Source organism: Lentzea sp. NPDC054927 (assembly GCF_053610285.1).
In genome coordinates this window covers 91,624-110,042 of sequence record NZ_JBSGXZ010000011.1, presented here as the reverse complement: position 1 = coordinate 110,042, position 18,419 = coordinate 91,624, and the positions used below count along the sequence as shown (strand labels likewise).

Sequence of the window (18,419 nt, the reverse complement as noted above, 5' to 3'; positions counted from 1 at the left end):
CATCTGGGGTCATTCGTCAGGTTACGTAAGTGAGAAAGTTTCACCACCCCTCTCGACGGCGCCCGCGGTTTGTGCGTACGGTGAGCGCGCACTAACCGTACCGGTCAGTAGTAACCTAGCTGAATTCCTTTCTCCCCACCCCTGCAGGGTGAGGAAGTGAGCGCAGTGAACATGCCGTCCGATCGAGAACGGGTGCTGTGTCTTAGTCCGTTCAGCACCCCCAACCCGGCCCTCGTGGTCGCCGCCGCACGGGCGGGCGCGCTCGGCGTGCTCGACCTCGGGCCGGACGCCGCCGCCGATCTTGCGCGCGTGGCCGCGCGTGACCCGCGCGCGTTCGCGGTGAGACTGCACGGCCCGCTGGCGACAGCATTGCCGGACGCCGTCGACACTGTCGTAGTGGATCTCGTTCGGCATGTTCCGAACCTGGCTGAGCTGGGCGAACGCCGCGTTCTGGCGGTGATCACCTCGGTGGCCGAGGCCGTTGCGGCGATCGAGTTCGGGGCCACCGGGCTGATCGCGAAGGGTGCCGAATCGGGCGGCCGAGTGGGTGGTTCGCCCGCGTTCGTGTTGCTCCAGCAGGTGCTCGCGCTGACCGATCTACCGGTCTGGGTGGCTGGTTCGATCGGTCCCGACACGGCCGCCGCGGCGATCGCCGGTGGCGCGCGCGGAGTGGTGCTGGAAGGCCAGCTCACACTAGTCGCCGAGGCTCGAAAACACATTTCCGGTGAAATTGTGAACGCGGTCCGCCTGATGGACGGCGCCGACACCGTTGTGAACGCCGGGTTGCGTGTGCATGTTCGTCAGAACACGCTCGAAATTGGTCAAGAAGGTGCGTTCGCCGAATTCTATCGCGTCTCGTTTGGGACCGTCGGTGGCGTCGTGGGAGCGATTCAGCGGGCGATTCGCGACAATCTCACCCTCGGGGGTGAGAGCCGCTCGATCCGGGCCGGCGGGCCGTTCTGCGACCGCGTGCCAGGCCTGCGCTACCCGATCGCGCAGGGCCCGATGACCCGCGTCAGCGACCAGCCCGCGTTCGCCGCGGCGGTCGCCGAGGGTGGCGCGCTGCCGTTCCTCGCGCTCGCGTTGATGGAGGGCGCGGCGGTCCGCGAACTCCTCCAGCAGACCTCGGACAAGCTCGGTGACCGGCCGTGGGGCGTCGGCCTGCTCGGGTTCGCGCCGCCAGAGCTGCGCGCGAAGCAGATGGAAGCCGTGCTGGCGGTCCGGCCGAAGTACGCGATCGTCGCCGGTGGCACGCCCACGCAGGCGCGTGAGCTGGAGGACGCGGGCATCGAGGCGTTCCTGCACGTGCCGTCGCCCGCGCTGCTGCGCCGGTTCCTCGACGAGGGCGCGCGCAAGTTCGTCTTCGAAGGCTCGGAGTGCGGCGGGCACACCGGCCCTCGAACCAGCTTCACGTTGTGGCAGCAGCAGATCGACGTCCTGCGCGGTCGCGAGAAGGACGTTGTCGCGTTGTTCGCGGGCGGCATCCACGACGCCCGCTCGGCAGCGATGATCTCCGCGATGACCGCACCGATCGCGGCACGGGGCGCGGCGATCGGTGTTCTCGTCGGCACTGCCTACCTGTTCACCGAGGAAGCCGTCACGCACGGCGCGATCCAGCCGGTGTTCCAGCAGGTCGCGCTGGAGTGCGAGGACACCGCACTGCTGGAGACCTCGCCCGGCCACGCGGTCCGCTGCGCCCAGACGTCCTATGTGGACACCTTCGAGCAGGCCAGGACCGAGCTCACCGGCCTGTCGAAGCAGGAGAGCTGGGAGCGGCTCGAACAGCTCAACCTCGGCCGGCTCCGGCTCGCCAGCCGCGGTCTCGTCCGCGGCGAGCAGGGCCTGAAGGCGGTCGGCGAGGACGAACAGCGCCGCGAGGGCATGTTCATGATCGGCCAGGTCGCGACGCTGCGCTCGGAGCGCACCACGATCGCTGACCTGCACGAGGACATCGTGGCCGGTCTGCTGCCTGAGACCACCGTGGACAGCGCAGAACAAGAGCCGCTGGACGTCGCCATCGTCGGCATGGCGGCGATCATGCCGGGCGCGCGGGACGTGGCCGAGTTCTGGGCGAACGTGCTGGCGGGCACCGACTCCATCACCGAGATCCCGCCGGACCGCTGGTCGCCGGAACGCTACGGCAGCCCGTTCAAGTGGGGCGGGTTCCTCCCGCGCACGGCGTTCGACCCGCTGGCGTACGGCATCCCGCCCGCGTCGCTGACCTCGATCGAACCCGCGCAGCTGCTGGCGCTGGAAGTGTCGGCGCAGGCGCTGAAGGACGCGGGATACGCGACCCGCGTGTTCGACCGCGAACGCACGTCCGTGATCTTCGGCGCCGAGGCCGGTGCCGACCTCGCGAACGCCTACACCGTCCGCACCGCGTTGCCCGCCTTGGGAATCCGCGGCCTGGACGACCACCTGCCCGCGCTGACCGAGGACTCGTTCCCCGGCGTGCTCGGCAACGTGATCTCCGGCCGCGTGGCGAACCGGCTCGATCTGGGCGGCGCGAACTACACCGTCGACGCCGCCTGCGCGTCCAGCCTCGCCGCGCTCGACGTGGCCTGCAAGGAACTCGTGGGCGGCACCAGCGACATGGTCCTGTGCGGCGCGGTCGACCTGCACAACAGCGCGCACGACTATCAGATGTTCGCCTCGGTGAAGGCGTTGTCCGCCAAGGGCCGGTGTGCCACGTTCGACTCGGCCGCGGACGGCATCGCGCTCGGCGAGGGCGTGGCCTGTGTCGTGCTGAAGCGGCTGGCCGACGCCGAACGCGACGGTGACCGGGTCTACGCGGTGATCAAGGGCATCGGCGCGTCGAGCGACGGCCGGTCGATGGGCCTCACCGCGCCACGCCCGGAAGGCCAGCAGCGGGCGTTGCGTCGTGCTTACGCCGCAGCGGGTCTGCCGGTGACCGAGGTCGGGCTGGTCGAAGCGCACGGCACCGGAACCGTGGTGGGCGACCGGACCGAACTGGCGTCGCTCACCGAGATGTTCTCCAGCGTCGAACCGGGCACCTGCACGATCGGCTCGGTGAAGTCGCAGATCGGGCACACCAAGTGCGCGGCGGGCCTGGCGGGCGTGATCAAGGCTTCGCTCGCGGTGCACACCGGCTTGCGGCCCGGCACGCTGCACGTCAAGCAGCCCAACGCGTTCTGGGACGCGCAGACCAGCCCGTTCGCGTTCGGTCACCGCACGTGGGCGAGCAAGCACCGGGTCGCGGGCGTGAGCGCGTTCGGGTTCGGCGGCACGAACTTCCACACCGTGCTGGCGGGCTACACCGGCGCTGACGAACCACGCCACGGGCTGACCCGGTGGCCGGCAGAGCTGTTCCTGATCCGCGGCGATGATCAGGCTGCGGCACAACGGGAAGCGGCTCGCCTGAGTGCGCTCGTCGATGCGCGGACGCCGTTGCGGTCACTCGCTGCGGCGTGCGGCGACGGCACGGTTCAGGCCGCGTTCGTGGTGAGTGATCACGACGGACTGGTGAAGGCGCTCGCGGACGTCGAAGCGTGGCGGGCCAGCGAGGTCGTCCGGTTGCGCGGGGGAGAGCGACCGAAGATCGCCTTCCTGTACCCCGGCCAGGGCAGCCAGCGACCGGGCATGCTGCTCGACCTGGTCACGGCTTTCCCGCGGCTGCAGGACTTCGTGGACGCCCGGTACGAACGGGTGATGTACCCGCCGGCCGCGCTGACCGCTGACGACGTCGCCAGGCAACGCGCGGAGATCACCGACACGCGGATGGCCCAGCCGACGCTCGGCATCGCAGGGCTGATGGTCACCGCGCTGCTGGACTCCGTCGGCGTGCGGCCGGATCTGGCCGGTGGCCACAGCTACGGCGAACTCGTCGCGTTGTCGGCCGCGGGTGTGTTCGGTGCGGACGAGCTGCTCGAACTGAGTGCGGCCCGCGCTGAGGCGATGCTGGACGCCGTCGGCGAGGATCCCGGCACGATGGCCGCGGTGTCCGCGCCGCTGGCCTCGGTGGAGGCGTTGCTGCCGGCGGATGTCGTGGTGGCCAACCACAACGCGCCCGACCAGGTCGTGATCTCGGGTGCGACGGCCGCGGTGGCGAACGCCGTCGAGGTGTTGCGGGCCGCAGGGCTGAGCGTGAAGAGCATCCCGGTCGCCGCCGCGTTCCACAGCCCGCTGATGGCAGGTGCGCGCGATCGGTTCGCGGAGCGCCTCGCGGCTATTTCCCTTGGTGAGACGCGTTTCCCGGTGTGGTCGAACGTGACCGCCGAGCCCCACGCGGACGTGCGGGACGGCCTGTCCGCGCAGCTCGCGGGCCGGGTGCGGTTCGTGGACCAGATCGAGTCGATGTACGCGGCGGGCGCGCGGATCTTCGTGGAGGCCGGGCCGGGCGGGGTGCTGACGTCGTTGGTCGGCAAGACCCTCGGCGACCGGCCGCACCAGGCGTTGCGGTGCGACGACCACGTGACGTTCCTGCGCACGCTCGCGGAACTCGCGGTCGCCGGCGTCGAGGTGGACGCCGCGCCGCTGTTCGAGGACAGGGCCGAACCCGCCACGGTCGTGCCGCCACGGCCGGGCTGGTACGTGGATGGAGGTCTCGTGCGGGACGCGAACGGCGACGCTTTGCCCGGCGGGCTGCGGCCTGCCACGGAGTTCCCGACGCTCAAGGTGGGAGCCGGGCTGGGGCGCGACGAGATCATCGAGAAGTTCCTGGACGGCATGCGGGACGCGGTCAGCGCCCAGCGCGACGTGCTGTTGAGCTACCTCGGCACCGCGCCCGCCTCGGTTCCGGCGCCGATGCCGGTGATCGAGCACGCCGTTGCCGCCGCTGCCCCGGTTCCGGTGGCCAAGGCGCAGGAGGACGTGGGCGCGGTCGTGCTCCGGACGATCAGCAACCGCACGGGCTATCCGATCGAGATGTTGCAGCCCGGGCTGGACCTGGAAGCGGACCTGTCGATCGACTCGATCAAGCGGACCGAGATCGTCGGCGAGCTGGTGGCCGAGCTGGGCGCGTCGGGATCGGTGGACGAGCTGGCCCAGCTCAAGACGATCGAGGGGATCGTCGACTGGTTCGGCGCCACGTCCACGCCTGCGGCACCTGCCAGGGATGTCCGGGCAGTGGTGTTGCGGACCATCAGCACGCGCACGGGCTACCCGGTGGAAATGCTCCAGCCTGGCCTCGACCTGGAAGCGGATCTGTCGATCGACTCGATCAAGCGCGCCGAGATCGTGGGCGAGCTGGCCCAGGAACTGGGTGCGGTGGGCGAGGTCGACGAGCTGGCCCAGCTGAAGACGATCGACGGGATCGTCGGCTGGTTCGGCGAGACTCCGGCCGTCGCCGCCGCTCCTCCTGCGCCGGCCATCACGCGTGGCACCGGGCGGCTCGTGCGGTTGGTGCCGCAGGTCGTTGCCGCCGAACCCACCGCCCCGGTCGACCTGACCGGCAAGACCGTGCTGATCATCGACGACAACGGCATCGGCCTGGAGCTCGCGGACCTCATCGAGCGGCACGCCGTGCGCCCGCGCATCGAGCCGGTGTTGCCGGACGACCTGAGCGGCATCGACGTCGTCGTGAGGCTCGGGGCACGGTTGCCCGAGGCGTTCAGCGAGGTCAAGGCGTGTGTGACCAACGGAGTGAACCTGCTCGTGGTGACCACGGGCGGCGGCACGTTCGGTTTCGACCACACGCCGGACGAGCTGCCCGCGGACATCGGCCTGCACGGCCTGATCCGCACGGCCGCGCTCGAGTACCCGGACCTCGTGGTGCGCGCGGTCGACGTGAACTCCAAGGAGAGCCACCGCGACATCGCCACCTCGCTGCTCGCCGAGATCGGCCCCGGACCGGCCGTCGTCGGCTACCACGCGGGCCGGCGGCAGGTGATCGAAGCCGTTCCGACGGAACTGCAGAACAGCACCCTCAACCTCAACGCCGACAGCGTGGTGCTGCTGACCGGCGGAGCCCGTGGCATCACCGCCCTCGCTGCCACGGAACTCGCCGAACGCACCGGCTGCCACATCGAGCTGATCGGCCGCACCCCGATCGCGCCGGAGGACCACCGGCTCAGCCACGCCACGACCGAGCCCGAACTCGTGAAGGCGTTGTTCGAGCTGGGGGAGAAGGACAACGTGCCGGCGAAGGCGCGCAAGGTGCTCGCCGAACGCGAGGTCCGCCAGACCATGGAACGCCTGCGTGCCAAGGCGTCCAGCGTCCGGTACCACGAGTGCGACGTCACCGACACCGAAGCCGTCCAGGCCGTGCTCGACGACATCAAGGCCAGGTTCGGCCGGATCGACGGCGTCATCCACGGCGCGGGCGTGCTCGACGACAAGCTGATCGAGGCCAAGACCCAGGAGTCGTTCGACCGGGTCTGGGCCACGAAGGTCAACGGCGCCAAGGCGTTCACGGACGGTTTCCTGGTGCTGTTCGGCAGCGTCAGCGGGGTGTTCGGCAACCGCGGCCAGGCCGACTACTCGGCCGCGAACGACGCGCTGGACCGGATGGCCAGGTTCTGGGGCACCCAACGGCGGGTCGTCGCCGTCGACTGGGGTCCCTGGGCCGGCGCGGGCATGGCCGTCGGGCTCGCCGACGAGTACGCCCGCCGCGGCATCCCGCTGATCGAGCCGCAGCAAGGTGTCGACGCGCTGCTGAACGAGATCTTCACCGGTGAGGACGTGCAGGTGGTCTACCGATGGGAGGCATAGCGATCGTCGGGATCGGCGCCGTCTTCCCCGGTGCCCCCGACGCGTCGGCGTTCTGGCGCAACATCGCGGCCGGGGTCGACTCGATCGGGCAGATCCCGCCCGGCCGCTGGGACCCGGCCACCTACTACGACCAGGACAGCACCACCGGCGACAGGTTCTACTGCCGCAAGGGTGGGTTCGTCGACGACCTGGCGGAGTTCGACCCGACCAGGTTCGGCATCATGCCGTCCACTGTGGACGGAGCGGAGCCGGACCAGCTGCTCGCTCTCGCCACGGCCGCCGAAGCAATCGCGGACGCGGGCGGCGAGGCGATTCTGCCGTCCCGGGACCGGGTTGGCGTGATCGTCGGCCGCGGTGGTTACCTCACGCCCGGCTGTGCGCGCCTCGACCAGCGAGTGCGGCTCGCGGACGAGGTCGTGTCGGTCGTTCGTGACCTCTTCCCGAACCTGGCTGGTGCGGACCTCGACACGGTTCGCCAGGCCATCCGCGAGAAGCTCGGACCGGAGCAGCCGGAGTCGTCGATCGGCCTGGTGCCGAACCTCGCGGCGTCCCGGATCGCGAACCGGTTCGACCTCAAGGGCACGGCGTACACGGTCGACGCGGCCTGCGCGTCCGGCCTGGTCGCCGTCGAGCACGCCGTCCGCGAGCTCCAGGAGGGCCGCGCGGACACCATGCTCGCCGGGGCCGTGCACGTCTGCCACCACCCGACGTTGTGGAGCGTCTTCACGCAGCTCAGGGCGCTGAGCCCGAGCGAGCGCATCCGGCCGTTCGACGCCGGCGCGGACGGCACGCTGCTGTCCGAAGGCGTCGGCATGGTCGTGTTGAAGCGACTGGAAGACGTCGGCGACGAACGCGTCTACGCGGTGATCCGGGGCATCGGCACCGCCAGCGACGGCCGCGCGACGAGCATGATGACGCCCAACCCCGACGGCCAGCTCCTTGCCGTGCAACGGGCCTGGGCCAGCGCGAACCTCGACCCGCACCGCGACGCGCCGGGCCTGATCGAGGCGCACGGCACCGCGACGCCCGCCGGTGACGCCGCCGAACTGGCCACGATGATCAACGCGTTCGGCGCGGAAGGCGACGAGATCGGCATCGGCACGGTGAAGTCGATGATCGGCCACGCCATGCCGGCCGCCGGGATGGCCGGGCTGATCAAGGCCGCACTCGCGTTGCACCACAACACGTTGCCGCCCACGCTGAACGTCGAGAACCCGCACTCGGCCCTCGCTGGGACCAGGTTCACGCCGGTCAGCGAAGCCCGCGAGTGGACCGGACGGCACCGCGCGGTCGTCAACGCGTTCGGGTTCGGCGGGATCAACGCGCACGCGGTTCTTGACGGCCACACCATTGCCAAGCCGCGCAAGCCGGTCATGACCTTCGCCGCCGACACCGCGGAAGAGTTGGTCACGGCGCTGAAAGAACGCCGCGTCTCCACCGCCGACCGCGCGTTCCGGCTGGCCATCGGCAACCCCGACGACCGCAAGCTCAAGCTCGCCGAACGCGTGCTGGCGCAGGGCAAGGCGTGGCCCGGCCGGCACGACATCTGGTTCTCCCCGCAGCCCCTGCTGACCAGCACGGACCAGGTCGCGTTCCTGTTCCCGGGCTTCGAGCGGGAGTTCAGCGGCGAGGTCGTCGACCACGCCGTGCAGCTGTTGCAGGACGGTCGCCGCGAAGCCCGCGAACTGATGGCGCTAGGCATCACCCCCGGTGCGCTCGCCGGGCACAGCATGGGCGAGTGGACCGCGATGGTCGTCGGTGGCATCTACCCGACGATCGACGAGTTCGTCTCCGCGCTCGGCCCCGGCGCGGTCGCGGTCGTCGACATCGCTTACGCCGCGCTGGGCTGCTCCGCCGACACCGCCGAGCAGCACCTCGTCGACGGCGTGACGATCAGCCACGACAACTGCCCGCACCAGTCGGTCATCTGCGGCCCGATCGACAAGCTCGAAGAAGTGCTCGGGAAACTCAAGGCCGCCGGGGTCATGGCGCAGCTGATGCCGTTCCGCACCGGCTTCCACACCCCGGCCCTGGCGCCGTACCTGGGCCAGGCCAGGGAGATGCTCGACCGGTTGCCGGTCCGAAGCTCGGACATCCCGGTGTGGTCGGCGAACTCCCTCGAACCCATGGCCGCCGACGAGGTCCGCGAGCTGGTCCTGCGCCACCTGGTCGAACCGGTCAAGTTCCGGCCGCTCCTGCAACGCATGCACAGCGCGGGCTTTCGCGCGTTCGTCCAAATCGGACAGGGCAGCCTGCCGGGGTTCGTCGGCGACACGCTGTCCGACCAGCCGCACGTCGCGGTCAACGCGGACATCGCGCCGGAAGCGCTGTGGGCGTTCGGGCTCAAGCGCGGTACGGCGCACAAGGTCAAGCTCAGGCTCGGCACGCCGAAGATCAAGCTCGACCCGCTGAGCACCGAGCCGGTGCTGGTCGCCGACGACAGCCCGATGTCGGCCGCGGTCAACAAGCTCCTGGCCCACACCAACGCCGTGGCGCGCGAGGTTGTCGGCGCGCTGCGGCCGAACGAAGCCGGGTTTACCCGCGAGTTCTCGCTCAGGACCATGCCGGAACTGGTGGACCACTCGGTGTTCCCGCAGCCACCGGGCTGGCCGGACCTCGCCGACGGGTTCCCGATCGTGCCCGCGACCGGTCTGCTGGAGGTGTTCGCGGACGCCGCGCGCAGGCTCACCGGCGGCACCGTGCACGGCTTCACGCAGGTCAAGGCCAAGCGCTGGCTGACAGCCCTGCCCGCGTCCACGGTGAAGATCTCCGCCCGCGCGGACGGTCCGGACCGTGTCGTGGTGCGAGTGGGCGACTACGCCGAGGGCGTCGTGCTGATGGCACCGCTCGCGAAACAGCTGGTCGGCAAGGAACTCGAGGGTGTCCGGGAGGCACCTGTCACCGCTGCTGAGCTGTACAAGGACAACTGGATGTTCCACGGCCCGGCGTTCGCGGGCGTGACGAAGATCGACTGCCTGGCGGACAACGGGATCGCCGGCGTGCTCACGCCGTTGCCCGCGCCGGGTGCGTTGCTGGACAGCGCAGGACAGCTGATCGGGCACTGGATGCAGGTCATGCACACGGTCGACCACACCGTGCTGCCGACCGGGATCGAACAGGTGTCGTTCCACGGACCCGTACCCACGGGCGATGTCCAGTGCACTGCCTGGATCCGTTCGGTGACCGCCCAGGAGATGGTCGCCGACGCCGAGCTGACCGTGCACGGCGAGCTGTGGTGCCGGATCACCGGCTGGACCACACGAAGGTTCACCACGGACGACCGGATCTGGCAGGTCAAGCTCAAGCCGGGCACCGAGATGCTGTCCACTCAGGACGACGAGTGGCTGCGGGTCACCGAGAACTGGTCCGACAGCGCGACCCGCGACCTGATCATGCGCCGCTACCTGAACTCCGCCGAGCGACGGCACTACGGCGGGCTGGACGTGCCTGCCCAGCGGGACTGGCTGCTGCGCGTGATCGCGATGAAGGACGCCGTGCGCGCGTGGTTGTGGGACCGCGGTGCCGGGCCGATCTACCCGGCGGAACTGACCGTGGACGCCGACGTCCGGGTGCGTGGCGCGTTCGCCGTGCCGCAGATCGAGGTTTTGGCTGAACCAGGGCGCGCCGCGGCCCGAGTGCGAACGGAGAAGTGATGGACGAGGTGCTGCAGCAGGTCGCCAAGATGATCACCGAGGTGGTCGGGCCCGACTTCCTGCTGGGCGTGGAGATCACCCGCGACACGACGTTCAGCGACGACCTGGGTCTGGAGTCGATCGAGTTCGTGGCGCTCGCGGACAAGCTCAACGCCCACTACGGCGTCGACCTCGTGGGGTTCCTCGCGGACATGGACATCGACGAGATCATGGCGATGTCCGTCGGCCGCCTCGTCGACCACATCACGGCTCGTGTCTGACGTTCAAGCCCGGGGGTTGCGCTTCCACGTGCAACGGCTCGGGCCAGAACAGGCACCCACCGTGGTCTTCGTGCACGGCCTGGTGATGGACAACCTGTCCAGCTTCTACTACACGCTCGCCGCGCCGCTGGCCCAGGCCGGGTTCGGCACCGTGCTGTTCGACCTGCGCGGCCACGGCCTGTCCGAACGACCGCCATCCGGTTACACGCCGGAGGAAAGCGCGGAAGACCTCGTCGCCGTGCTGGACGGGATCGGTGTGACCGAGCCGGTCTTCCTGCTGGGCAACAGCTACGGCGGCGTGGTCGCGATGCACGCGGCCGTCCAGGCTCCCGACCGGGTCGGCGGGGTCGTGCTCGTGGAGTCGGCGGTCGGGGGAGTGGTCGGCGACGCGTGGTTCGAGGACATCACGAACACGCTGACGGTCGCGGCCCTCGGGCTGGAGTTCGACCGGACGCAGGACCAGCTGATGGCCCTCGGTCAGCGCAAGATCGCGAAGCTCGCGGTCAACGCCAACGCGTTGCTCAACGGCACCACGCTGATCGACGACCTCGGCTCCGGCGCGAAGCTCGACCTGACGCAGGTGCAGTGCCCGGTGCTCGGGGTCTACGGCGCCGAGTCCGAACTCATCGGGGCGGCGGCCGAACTCCAGGAACGCATCCCGTCCTGCCGGCTGCACATCGTCTCCGGGCTCGGCCACACGGTTCTCCGCGAAGCCACGGCCGAACTGCTAGACGTGCTGCTGGACTGGTTGCCGTCATGAGCCGGTTCCTGTTCGTGGTGCCGCCGCTGACCGGCCACGTCAACCCGACCGCCTCCGTGGGCGGCGAGCTGTTGCAGCGCGGGCACGACGTGGCGTGGGTCGGGCATCCGGGCACGCTCGCGCCTCTGTTGCCGGACAACGCCGTGGTCTTCCCGGCGATCGACGACGTGCTGGAAGCGGACATCCGGGCGAAGCGGGAGCGCTGGCTCGGGTTGCGCGGGATGGCGGTGCTCAAGTTCTTCTGGGAGGAGTTCCTCATCCCGCTCGGGCACGCGATGGTTCCCGGTGTCTCCAGCGCCGTCACGAGGTTCGAGCCGGATCTGATCGTCGCCGACCAGCAGGCGCTCGCCGGGCCGTTGGTGGCACAACACGCCTATCTGCCGTGGGCGACCTCCGCCAGCACGTCCGCCGAGCTGATCAATCCGTTGAGGACGATGCCGAAGGTCGACGCCTGGGTGCGCGATCTGCTGCACGACTTCGCGGGCGGCGACATCAGGTTCTCCGACCGGCTGGTGCTGGTCTACAGCTCGAAAGCACTGGTGGCGGGGGAGTTCGGCGGAGAAGTGGCGTTCGTCGGGCCCGCGCTGGAGCACCGCGTGGAACGGGTGGACTTCCCGTGGGAGCGGCTCACCGCGCAACGGCGAGTGCTCGTGTCGCTCGGAACCCTGAACGGCCCGGCCGGTGAGCGTTTCCTCGGCCAGACCCTCGACGCGGTCGCCGGCCTGGACGTCCAGGTGATCATGGTCGCCGAACCGCGACCAGCCCCGCCGAACGTCCTGATGCTGCCGTCCGTGCCGCAGCTCGCGTTGATGCCGTACCTGGACGCGGTCGTCACGCACGGCGGCCACAACACGGTGTGTGAGGCGCTGGTGCACGGGTTGCCGCTGGTCGTGGCACCGATCCGGGACGACCAGCCGACCGTCGCCGCCCAGGTCGTGGCGGCGGGCGCGGGCGTCCGCCTGACCTACTCGCGGGCACGGTCCGCGGACATTCGCAGCGCACTGGAGTCCGTGCTGGACGAGCCGGAGTACGCGGCCGCCGCGGAGCTGGTGCGGGAATCGTTCTTGGCGGCGGGCGGCGCGGCAGCCGCGGCCGACCGACTGGAAAAGGTGGTGGCCGGGTGATTTTCAGCGTGGTGGTGGTGCTCGTCGTCCTGCTGGACGTCCTGCGCCTGCGGTCCCGCGCGTCCAAGCTGCGAGTGCTCGCTCAGGGCGCGAGCGAGCACTCGCTTCTCACGGCGACGGGAGTCCATCCCGAGGGCTCGTGGGAGACCGACGCGGACCTGGTCGACCTGGTGCCGCGCGACCTGCCGACGGTCGCCGCGCTGGACCTGCTCGGCGCGTTCGACCTGGCCAAGTACCGCGAGGACCAGTGGGCGCGCGGAATCAGTGCCTCACAGGCAGTTCTGGTGCGGGAGCAGTACGAAGAGTACGTCAACTCCGACGACCCGACCGAGTTCGTGGCGTATGTGCGGCGGGTCAAGGACCACGTTCGGGCACAGGTCGACATCGCGGTCGCGCCGGGACTGAAGGCAGGGCCGTACGACCTCGGGTACCGCGCGGCGACGTTGCGGCAGCTGGGCAAGCGGCCGTCGCTGTGGATCGCCGGCTCGGTCATCGGGTACGCGACCGTGGTGGCGGCGCTGATCACGAACTGGCAGTGGGGACTCGTCGCGCTGGCCGCCTACTGGGCGCAGCCGCTCCTGGTGTTCGCCGGAACGCCGCTGCGACCGCGTGACCTGTGGGTGCCGCGGTTCCTGCGCACGCCGTACCTGTGGTTCAAGACGGCCGGTGGCAAGAAGTCCACGGCCGAACGCCGTCAGGCCGAGCACCTCGAGCAGGCGGCGCCCTGGTACGAGCAGAACCGCGACCGGAACTTCCACGAGAACCGCCGTGACAACTGCCCGGCGTGCGGGAGCACCGACCTGCGCCTGTGGGTCACCGCGACGGACCTCGTGCAGCGCAAGCCCGGCACGTTCACGATGGACCGCTGTGTCCGATGTGGACACGTCTGGCAGAACCCGCGGCTGTCCGAAGAGGGCCTGGGCTTCTACTACCGCGACTTCTACGACGGTCTCGGCGAGACCTCGGCGGAGGCGGTGTTCTCCGGCAAGACCGAGCCCTACTACGGCCGGGCGCGCATGGTCGAGCCGTTCACCAAACCCGAACGGTGGCTGGACGTCGGTTCCGGGCACGCGCACTTCTGCCTGGGCGCCAAGGAGGTCCTGCCGCAGACGAGGTTCGACGGGCTGGACCAGGGCGCGGCCATCGAGGAGGCGGCGAAGCTCGGCCGGATCGAGCAGGCCTACCGAGGCAGCTTCAAGGAGTTCGCGGGCGAGCTCAAGGGCCGCTACGACGTGATCAGCATGCACCACTACCTGGAGCACGTGCGGGATCCGTGGGAGGAGATCGACATCGTCGCGGACGTGCTGCCCGACGGCGGTTACCTGCTGATCGAGCTGCCGGACCCGGAATGGCGGCTCGGCCGGCTGTTCGGCAAGTACTGGATGCCGTGGTTCCAGCCGCAGCACCAGCACATGATGCCGATCGGCAACCTGGAACACGCGCTCGCCGACCGCGGCCTGACCACAGTGGCCACCGAACGCGCGAAAGCCCACCTCTGCAACGACTTCACGCTCGCGTTGCTGCTGTGGCTGGGCAACGTCGCGCCGCGCACGCCCGCGCCGTGGCGGCCGGAGAAGGTGCGGCTGCGGCGGACCAGGAGCTTCCTGGTGTGGTCGCTGGGCATCCCGGCGTTCTTCGTCGCGATGGCGCTGGACCAGACGGTGAACCGGTTCCTGGCGCACCGCACCGGCAACGGCAACGCCTACCGGCTGCTGGCCCAGAAGACGGCATGACGGACATCGCGGACAGGCCTGAGATCGCGCCGGAGCTCAGGCTGGTGCCGCACGCGTTCCGGCGCACGTTCGGACGGTCCGCCAGCGGGGTCTGGTACGCGCCCGGCGTGCTGAACCTGCTGGGCGGCAAGGTGAAGGTGCACGCCAAGTGGGGTGCGATCGTCGCGGGCGATCAGCGTGACGACGGCAGGCTCGAACTGGTGTCGGTGAACCGGCCGACCGAACGGGCGCTGCTGCCGTCCGGCGAGATCCCGGCGTGGGCGGCGCCGGTGGCCGGCAGCGAAGGCGGCGCGACGCTGATGTGCAGCGTTGATCTGCCACAGGGGAGTGGTCTGTCCGCGGGTGAAGCGCTGCGCACGGCCGTGGGCCTGGCGCTGCGAGACTTGGCTGGAACAGCGTATGAAGAGCCGCCAGCCGTTGAACTCGACCTGCCCGGTCAACGGCTGCTCGTCGTCGACACACGGGTCCGGCGCGAAGAACCGCAGGTAGAACAGCCGTACACGGGACAGATCGAGGATCTCGGCGCGGCGTTGACGGCCTACCACCGCGCCCAGAACCCCGATCCCGAACAGGACGCGGTGGTCACCGCCGCGGTCCAGGCCGGTGCACGGGGCGCCAGCATGCTGGTGGACCCGCCGGGCAGGCCCGCTGTCGTTCTCGTCGACGCGGACCTGGTCCCGGCGGTGAAGAAGGCGATCACGAAGGCGGTGGAGGTTCCTCCCCGCTACCTCACGATCGTTCCCGCTCTCTTCAGAACTGCGGCTTTACGGTGAACTCGGCCCGGCGCAGGTCCTTCGAGCTCGGGCCCACCAGGAGGACGAACTCGCCGGGCTCGACCACGCGGACGCCGTGCTGGTCGACGATCGAGCAGTCGGCGACCGGGAGCTCGAGCTCGACCTTCGCGGTCGCGCCGGGCTCCAGGTCGACCTGCCTGAACGTCTTGAGCTCCTTGTCCGCCCAGCTCACCGACGTGACGGCGTCGCTGACGTAGACCTGTACGGTCTCGCGGGACGGCCGGGAGCCGGTGTTGGTCAGCGTGATCGAGGCCTTGACCGTCTCGTCCGGCCGCAGCACCGCCGTCTCCACGTGCAGCTCGCCGTACTCGACCGTCGTGTACGACAGGCCCTCGCCGAACGCGAACGCCGGCTCCTGCGTCAGGTCGGCGTACCGCGTGCCGTGCTGGCCGCGGATCTGGTTGTAGTACGTCGGCTGCTGCCCGGCGTGCGCGGCGAACGAGATCGGCAGCCGGCCACTGGGCTCGACCAGGCCGTGCAGCACCTCGGCGATCGCCCGGCCACCCTGCATGCCGGGGTTCGCGGCCCACAGCAGCGCGGCGGCGTTGCGCGCGGACTCCGGCAGCACCAGCGGCTTGGAGGCGAGCAGCACGACGATCAGCGGCTTGCCGGTCGCGGCGAGTGCGTCCAGCAGGGCGATCTGGCCGCCGAGCAGTTCGAGCGTGGCGGTGGACTTGCCCTCGCCGACCAGTTCGATGCGGTCACCGACGACGGCGACCACGTAGTCGGCGTTCTCGGCGGCGGCGACGGCCTCGGCGATCAGCTCGGGGTTCGGCGCGCAGGCCTCGACGATGTTCGGGCGCGGCTGGCCGTCCGGGAACGTGTCGCCCTCGGGGTCCGGCTCGAGCGTGAGGATGTCGGCGCCACGGGCGTAGGTGACCTCGCCGCCGGACAGCTCGCGCAGGCCGTCCAGGACGGTGGTGATCATGTCGCGCGGCTGGCCGTCGGGCAGCCAGTCGGCCTGGCCGGACGAGCCCGCCCAGTCGCCGAGCTGGGTCTGCGCGTCGTCCGCGAGGGGGCCGACCAGCGCGATCCTGCCCTTCGGGTTCTGCAACGGGAGCACGCCGTCGTTGCGCAGCAGCACCAGCGAACGGCGCGCGACCTGCAGGTTCAGCGCCACGTGCTCGTCGTGGTTGATCATGACGCGCTGGCGTTCGGTGTCGGGCCTGCGCGGGTTCTCGAACAGGCCGAGGTCGAACTTGAGCGTCAGGATGCGGGTGACCGCGCGGTCGAGGTCCTCCTCGGCCAGCAGGCCGTCCTCGACGGCCTGCAGCGCACCCTCGAAGAAGCGCGGGGTCGTCATGATCATGTCGTTGCCGGCCTTCACCGCGGCCGCGGCGGCGTGGGCGTAGTCGGGCTGCAGCTTCTGCTCCCAGACCATCCGGCCCACGTTGTCCCAGTCGGTGATCAGGGTGCCCGTGTAGCCCCACTCGCCGCGCAGGACCTCGTCGAGCAGCCACGAGTTGACCGTGATCGGCACGCCGTCGGTGGTCTGGTAGCCGAGCATGAACGTCGCGCAGCCCGCGCGCGCGACCTTCTCGAACGGCGGCAGGAACCACGACCGCAGCTTGCGCCGCGACAGGTCGGCCTCACTCGCGTCCCGGCCGCCCTGGGTCTCCGAGTAGCCGGCGAAGTGCTTTGCGGTCGCGAGGATCGCCGTCGGATCCTGCAGGCCGTCGCCCTGGTAACCGCGGACCATGGCCGCCGCGAGCTCACCGATCAGCACCGGGTCCTCGCCGAACGTCTCGTCGACGCGGCCCCAGCGCAGGTCCCGCGTGATGCACAGGACCGGGGAGAACGTCCAGTGCACGCCGGTCGCCGCTGCCTCGACGGCGGTCACGCGCGCGACCTGCTCGACGAGGTCCGGGTCCCACGACGCGGCCATGCCGAGCTGGGTCGGGAAGATCGTCGCGCCTTCGTGGAACGAGTGGCCGTGGATGCAGTCCTCGGCGATGAGCAGCGGAACCCGCAGCCGGGTCTGCGTGGTGAGGTCGTGCGCGCGCAGCACCCGCTCCGGCGAGGTGTGCAGGATCGAGCCGACGTGCTTGCGCAGCACGTGGTCGTCCAGGTCCTCCCTCGAGTCCAGCTGCATCATCTGCCCGACCTTCTCGGGCAGGGTCATGCGGGTCAGGAGGTCGGCGACCCGTTCCGCAGTGGGCAGCGTGGCGTCGAGGTAGGGCACGTCGTCGCGATCCATGTGGTCTCCGAGAGGGCTCGTGCGGCGGCAGCGTTCGTGGGAGCGCTCTCACAATGTCTAGCCGAAACCGGTTCCGGGCGAAACCGGTTTTTCGAATTCCGGTACAAACGAATCGGTTGAGATGGCCGTCAACTACCCCGAACGCGACAAACCGGCTGCCCTTTCGAGCAGCCGGTTCCAGTGTGTGGTCCGGGCGTGACGCCTTGTCAGAGCCGAAATTTCGGTCAGACCGGTACCCGCTGCCGCGCGGTGACCGCCAGCGCCGCGAAGCCGACGGCGTTCAGGCCCCACGCCACGAAGTCGAGCTCGTGACTGACGACGATCACGGCGGCCACGAAGTGCAACGGCTGGGACACCGCCGTGGCCACCGCGGCCCACCGCGGGAGGCCCGCCTGCCACATGGCGGCGCCGAGCAGGACCGTGCCGATGACGTGCCCGGCCACGAAGACCGCGGTGGCGGCGTCGAGGACGGGGTGGGTGATGGTGTCACCGTGGAGCGCCGCGGCGTCCTGGGCCACGAGCAGACCCAGCGACAGGTAGGCGGGGACCAGCAGCAACACGGCCGCCGTCGTGGTTTTCGGGGCCTGCTCGCGGGTCGTTCTCGCGACGTACAGGACCGCGGGGGCCAGGGTGAGCATCGCGATGAAGCCGAGCCAGACCACCCAGTTCTGGGTGTCGGGTGCGGCCGCCACCTTCTGCAGGGCGGTGGCCGGGTCGTCGGTCGTGTCGTAGGGGAGGATCAGCCGGAGGATCGCGATCGCCGCAGGTCCGATGGGGAGCAGCCACTTCATCGCGCCACCGCCGTGCGTCCCTTGAGCAGGAGGGTCGCGCCCGCGGCGGTGAGCAGGATCGTGGCCGCGGCCGCCGCGACGGCCGGTGCCGGGACGTCGGCCGCGAAGAACGCCGGGAGTGCCGCTGCCGCGGACAGCGTTCTGAGAGCGATCAGCGGGAGGATCGCCTTGTGCGCGCCGCGCCACGCCGAGATCACGAGCACCAGGCTGGCCAGGCCCAGAGCGGCGGCGGTCAGGGCGATCGCCATGGGCGGGGACTCGCCGTCGGTGAGCAGCGGTAGCAGCAGGTCTGCCACGGAGAGCAGGCCGAGCACGAGCAGTCCGGCGCGGAACATCGGGCACCTCCAGGTTGGTTGGGGCAACTGTGGGTGCGGGGGTGTTCCTCGTGCATTGGTGTGCGATCCGGTGAGGGCGGGAGGTTTCCCGGCGGTGCCGGGA

General features: G+C 70.2%; 10 protein-coding genes. 7 read left to right on the top strand and 3 right to left on the bottom strand.

The genetic code is table 11. The features are described from left to right. Nucleotides 1-156: 156 nt before the first annotated feature. The 7 genes from ACWGE0_RS18785 to ACWGE0_RS18755 are packed head-to-tail and all read left to right on the top strand — an operon-like array spanning nucleotide 157 to nucleotide 14,972. Nucleotides 157-6,669 (top strand): SDR family NAD(P)-dependent oxidoreductase, encoded by a 6,513-nt coding sequence (locus ACWGE0_RS18785; RefSeq protein WP_452262152.1) that lies wholly within the window; start codon nucleotides 157-159, stop codon nucleotides 6,667-6,669. Beyond that, nucleotides 6,657-10,322, top strand: coding sequence for a beta-ketoacyl synthase N-terminal-like domain-containing protein (locus tag ACWGE0_RS18780; RefSeq protein WP_452262151.1), 3,666 nt, complete (start codon nucleotides 6,657-6,659; stop codon nucleotides 10,320-10,322). Before ACWGE0_RS18785 ends, ACWGE0_RS18780 begins: the two co-directional genes overlap by 13 nt. Beyond that, nucleotides 10,322-10,582: an acyl carrier protein gene (locus tag ACWGE0_RS18775; RefSeq protein ID WP_319965242.1), complete on the top strand. Its 261-nt coding sequence runs from the start codon at nucleotides 10,322-10,324 to the stop codon at nucleotides 10,580-10,582. The genes ACWGE0_RS18780 and ACWGE0_RS18775 overlap by 1 nt, the downstream gene beginning before the upstream one ends. Continuing rightward, a complete protein-coding gene (locus ACWGE0_RS18770) occupies nucleotides 10,575-11,342 on the top strand; it encodes an alpha/beta fold hydrolase (protein WP_452262150.1) in 768 nt (255 codons plus the stop codon). The genes ACWGE0_RS18775 and ACWGE0_RS18770 overlap by 8 nt, the downstream gene beginning before the upstream one ends. Further along, complete coding sequence (locus ACWGE0_RS18765; protein ID WP_452262149.1) at nucleotides 11,339-12,466, top strand: glycosyltransferase; 1,128 nt, start codon at nucleotides 11,339-11,341, stop codon at nucleotides 12,464-12,466. The genes ACWGE0_RS18770 and ACWGE0_RS18765 overlap by 4 nt, the downstream gene beginning before the upstream one ends. Further along, nucleotides 12,463-14,199, top strand: coding sequence for a class I SAM-dependent methyltransferase (locus tag ACWGE0_RS18760; RefSeq protein ID WP_452262148.1), 1,737 nt, complete (start codon nucleotides 12,463-12,465; stop codon nucleotides 14,197-14,199). Before ACWGE0_RS18765 ends, ACWGE0_RS18760 begins: the two co-directional genes overlap by 4 nt. After that, a complete protein-coding gene (locus ACWGE0_RS18755) occupies nucleotides 14,196-14,972 on the top strand; it encodes a hypothetical protein (RefSeq protein ID WP_452262147.1) in 777 nt (258 codons plus the stop codon). The genes ACWGE0_RS18760 and ACWGE0_RS18755 overlap by 4 nt, the downstream gene beginning before the upstream one ends. Here ACWGE0_RS18755 and ACWGE0_RS18750 read toward each other — a convergent pair. The 3 genes from ACWGE0_RS18750 to ACWGE0_RS18740 all read right to left on the bottom strand — a co-directional run bounded on the left by ACWGE0_RS18750 (nucleotide 14,950) and on the right by ACWGE0_RS18740 (nucleotide 18,316). Next, on the bottom strand, nucleotides 14,950-17,190 hold the full coding sequence (locus ACWGE0_RS18750; protein ID WP_452262146.1) for an exo-beta-d-1,3/1,6-glucosidase: 2,241 nt from the start codon (nucleotides 17,188-17,190) through the stop codon (nucleotides 14,950-14,952). The two genes, ACWGE0_RS18755 and ACWGE0_RS18750, sit on opposite strands and share 23 nt — an antisense overlap. A 224-nt stretch (nucleotides 17,191-17,414) precedes the next feature. Next, nucleotides 17,415-17,981, bottom strand: coding sequence for a hypothetical protein (locus ACWGE0_RS18745; protein ID WP_452262145.1), 567 nt, complete (start codon nucleotides 17,979-17,981; stop codon nucleotides 17,415-17,417). After that, nucleotides 17,978-18,316: a hypothetical protein gene (locus ACWGE0_RS18740; RefSeq protein ID WP_452262144.1), complete on the bottom strand. Its 339-nt coding sequence runs from the start codon at nucleotides 18,314-18,316 to the stop codon at nucleotides 17,978-17,980. The genes ACWGE0_RS18745 and ACWGE0_RS18740 overlap by 4 nt, the downstream gene beginning before the upstream one ends. Nucleotides 18,317-18,419 lie beyond the last annotated feature (103 nt).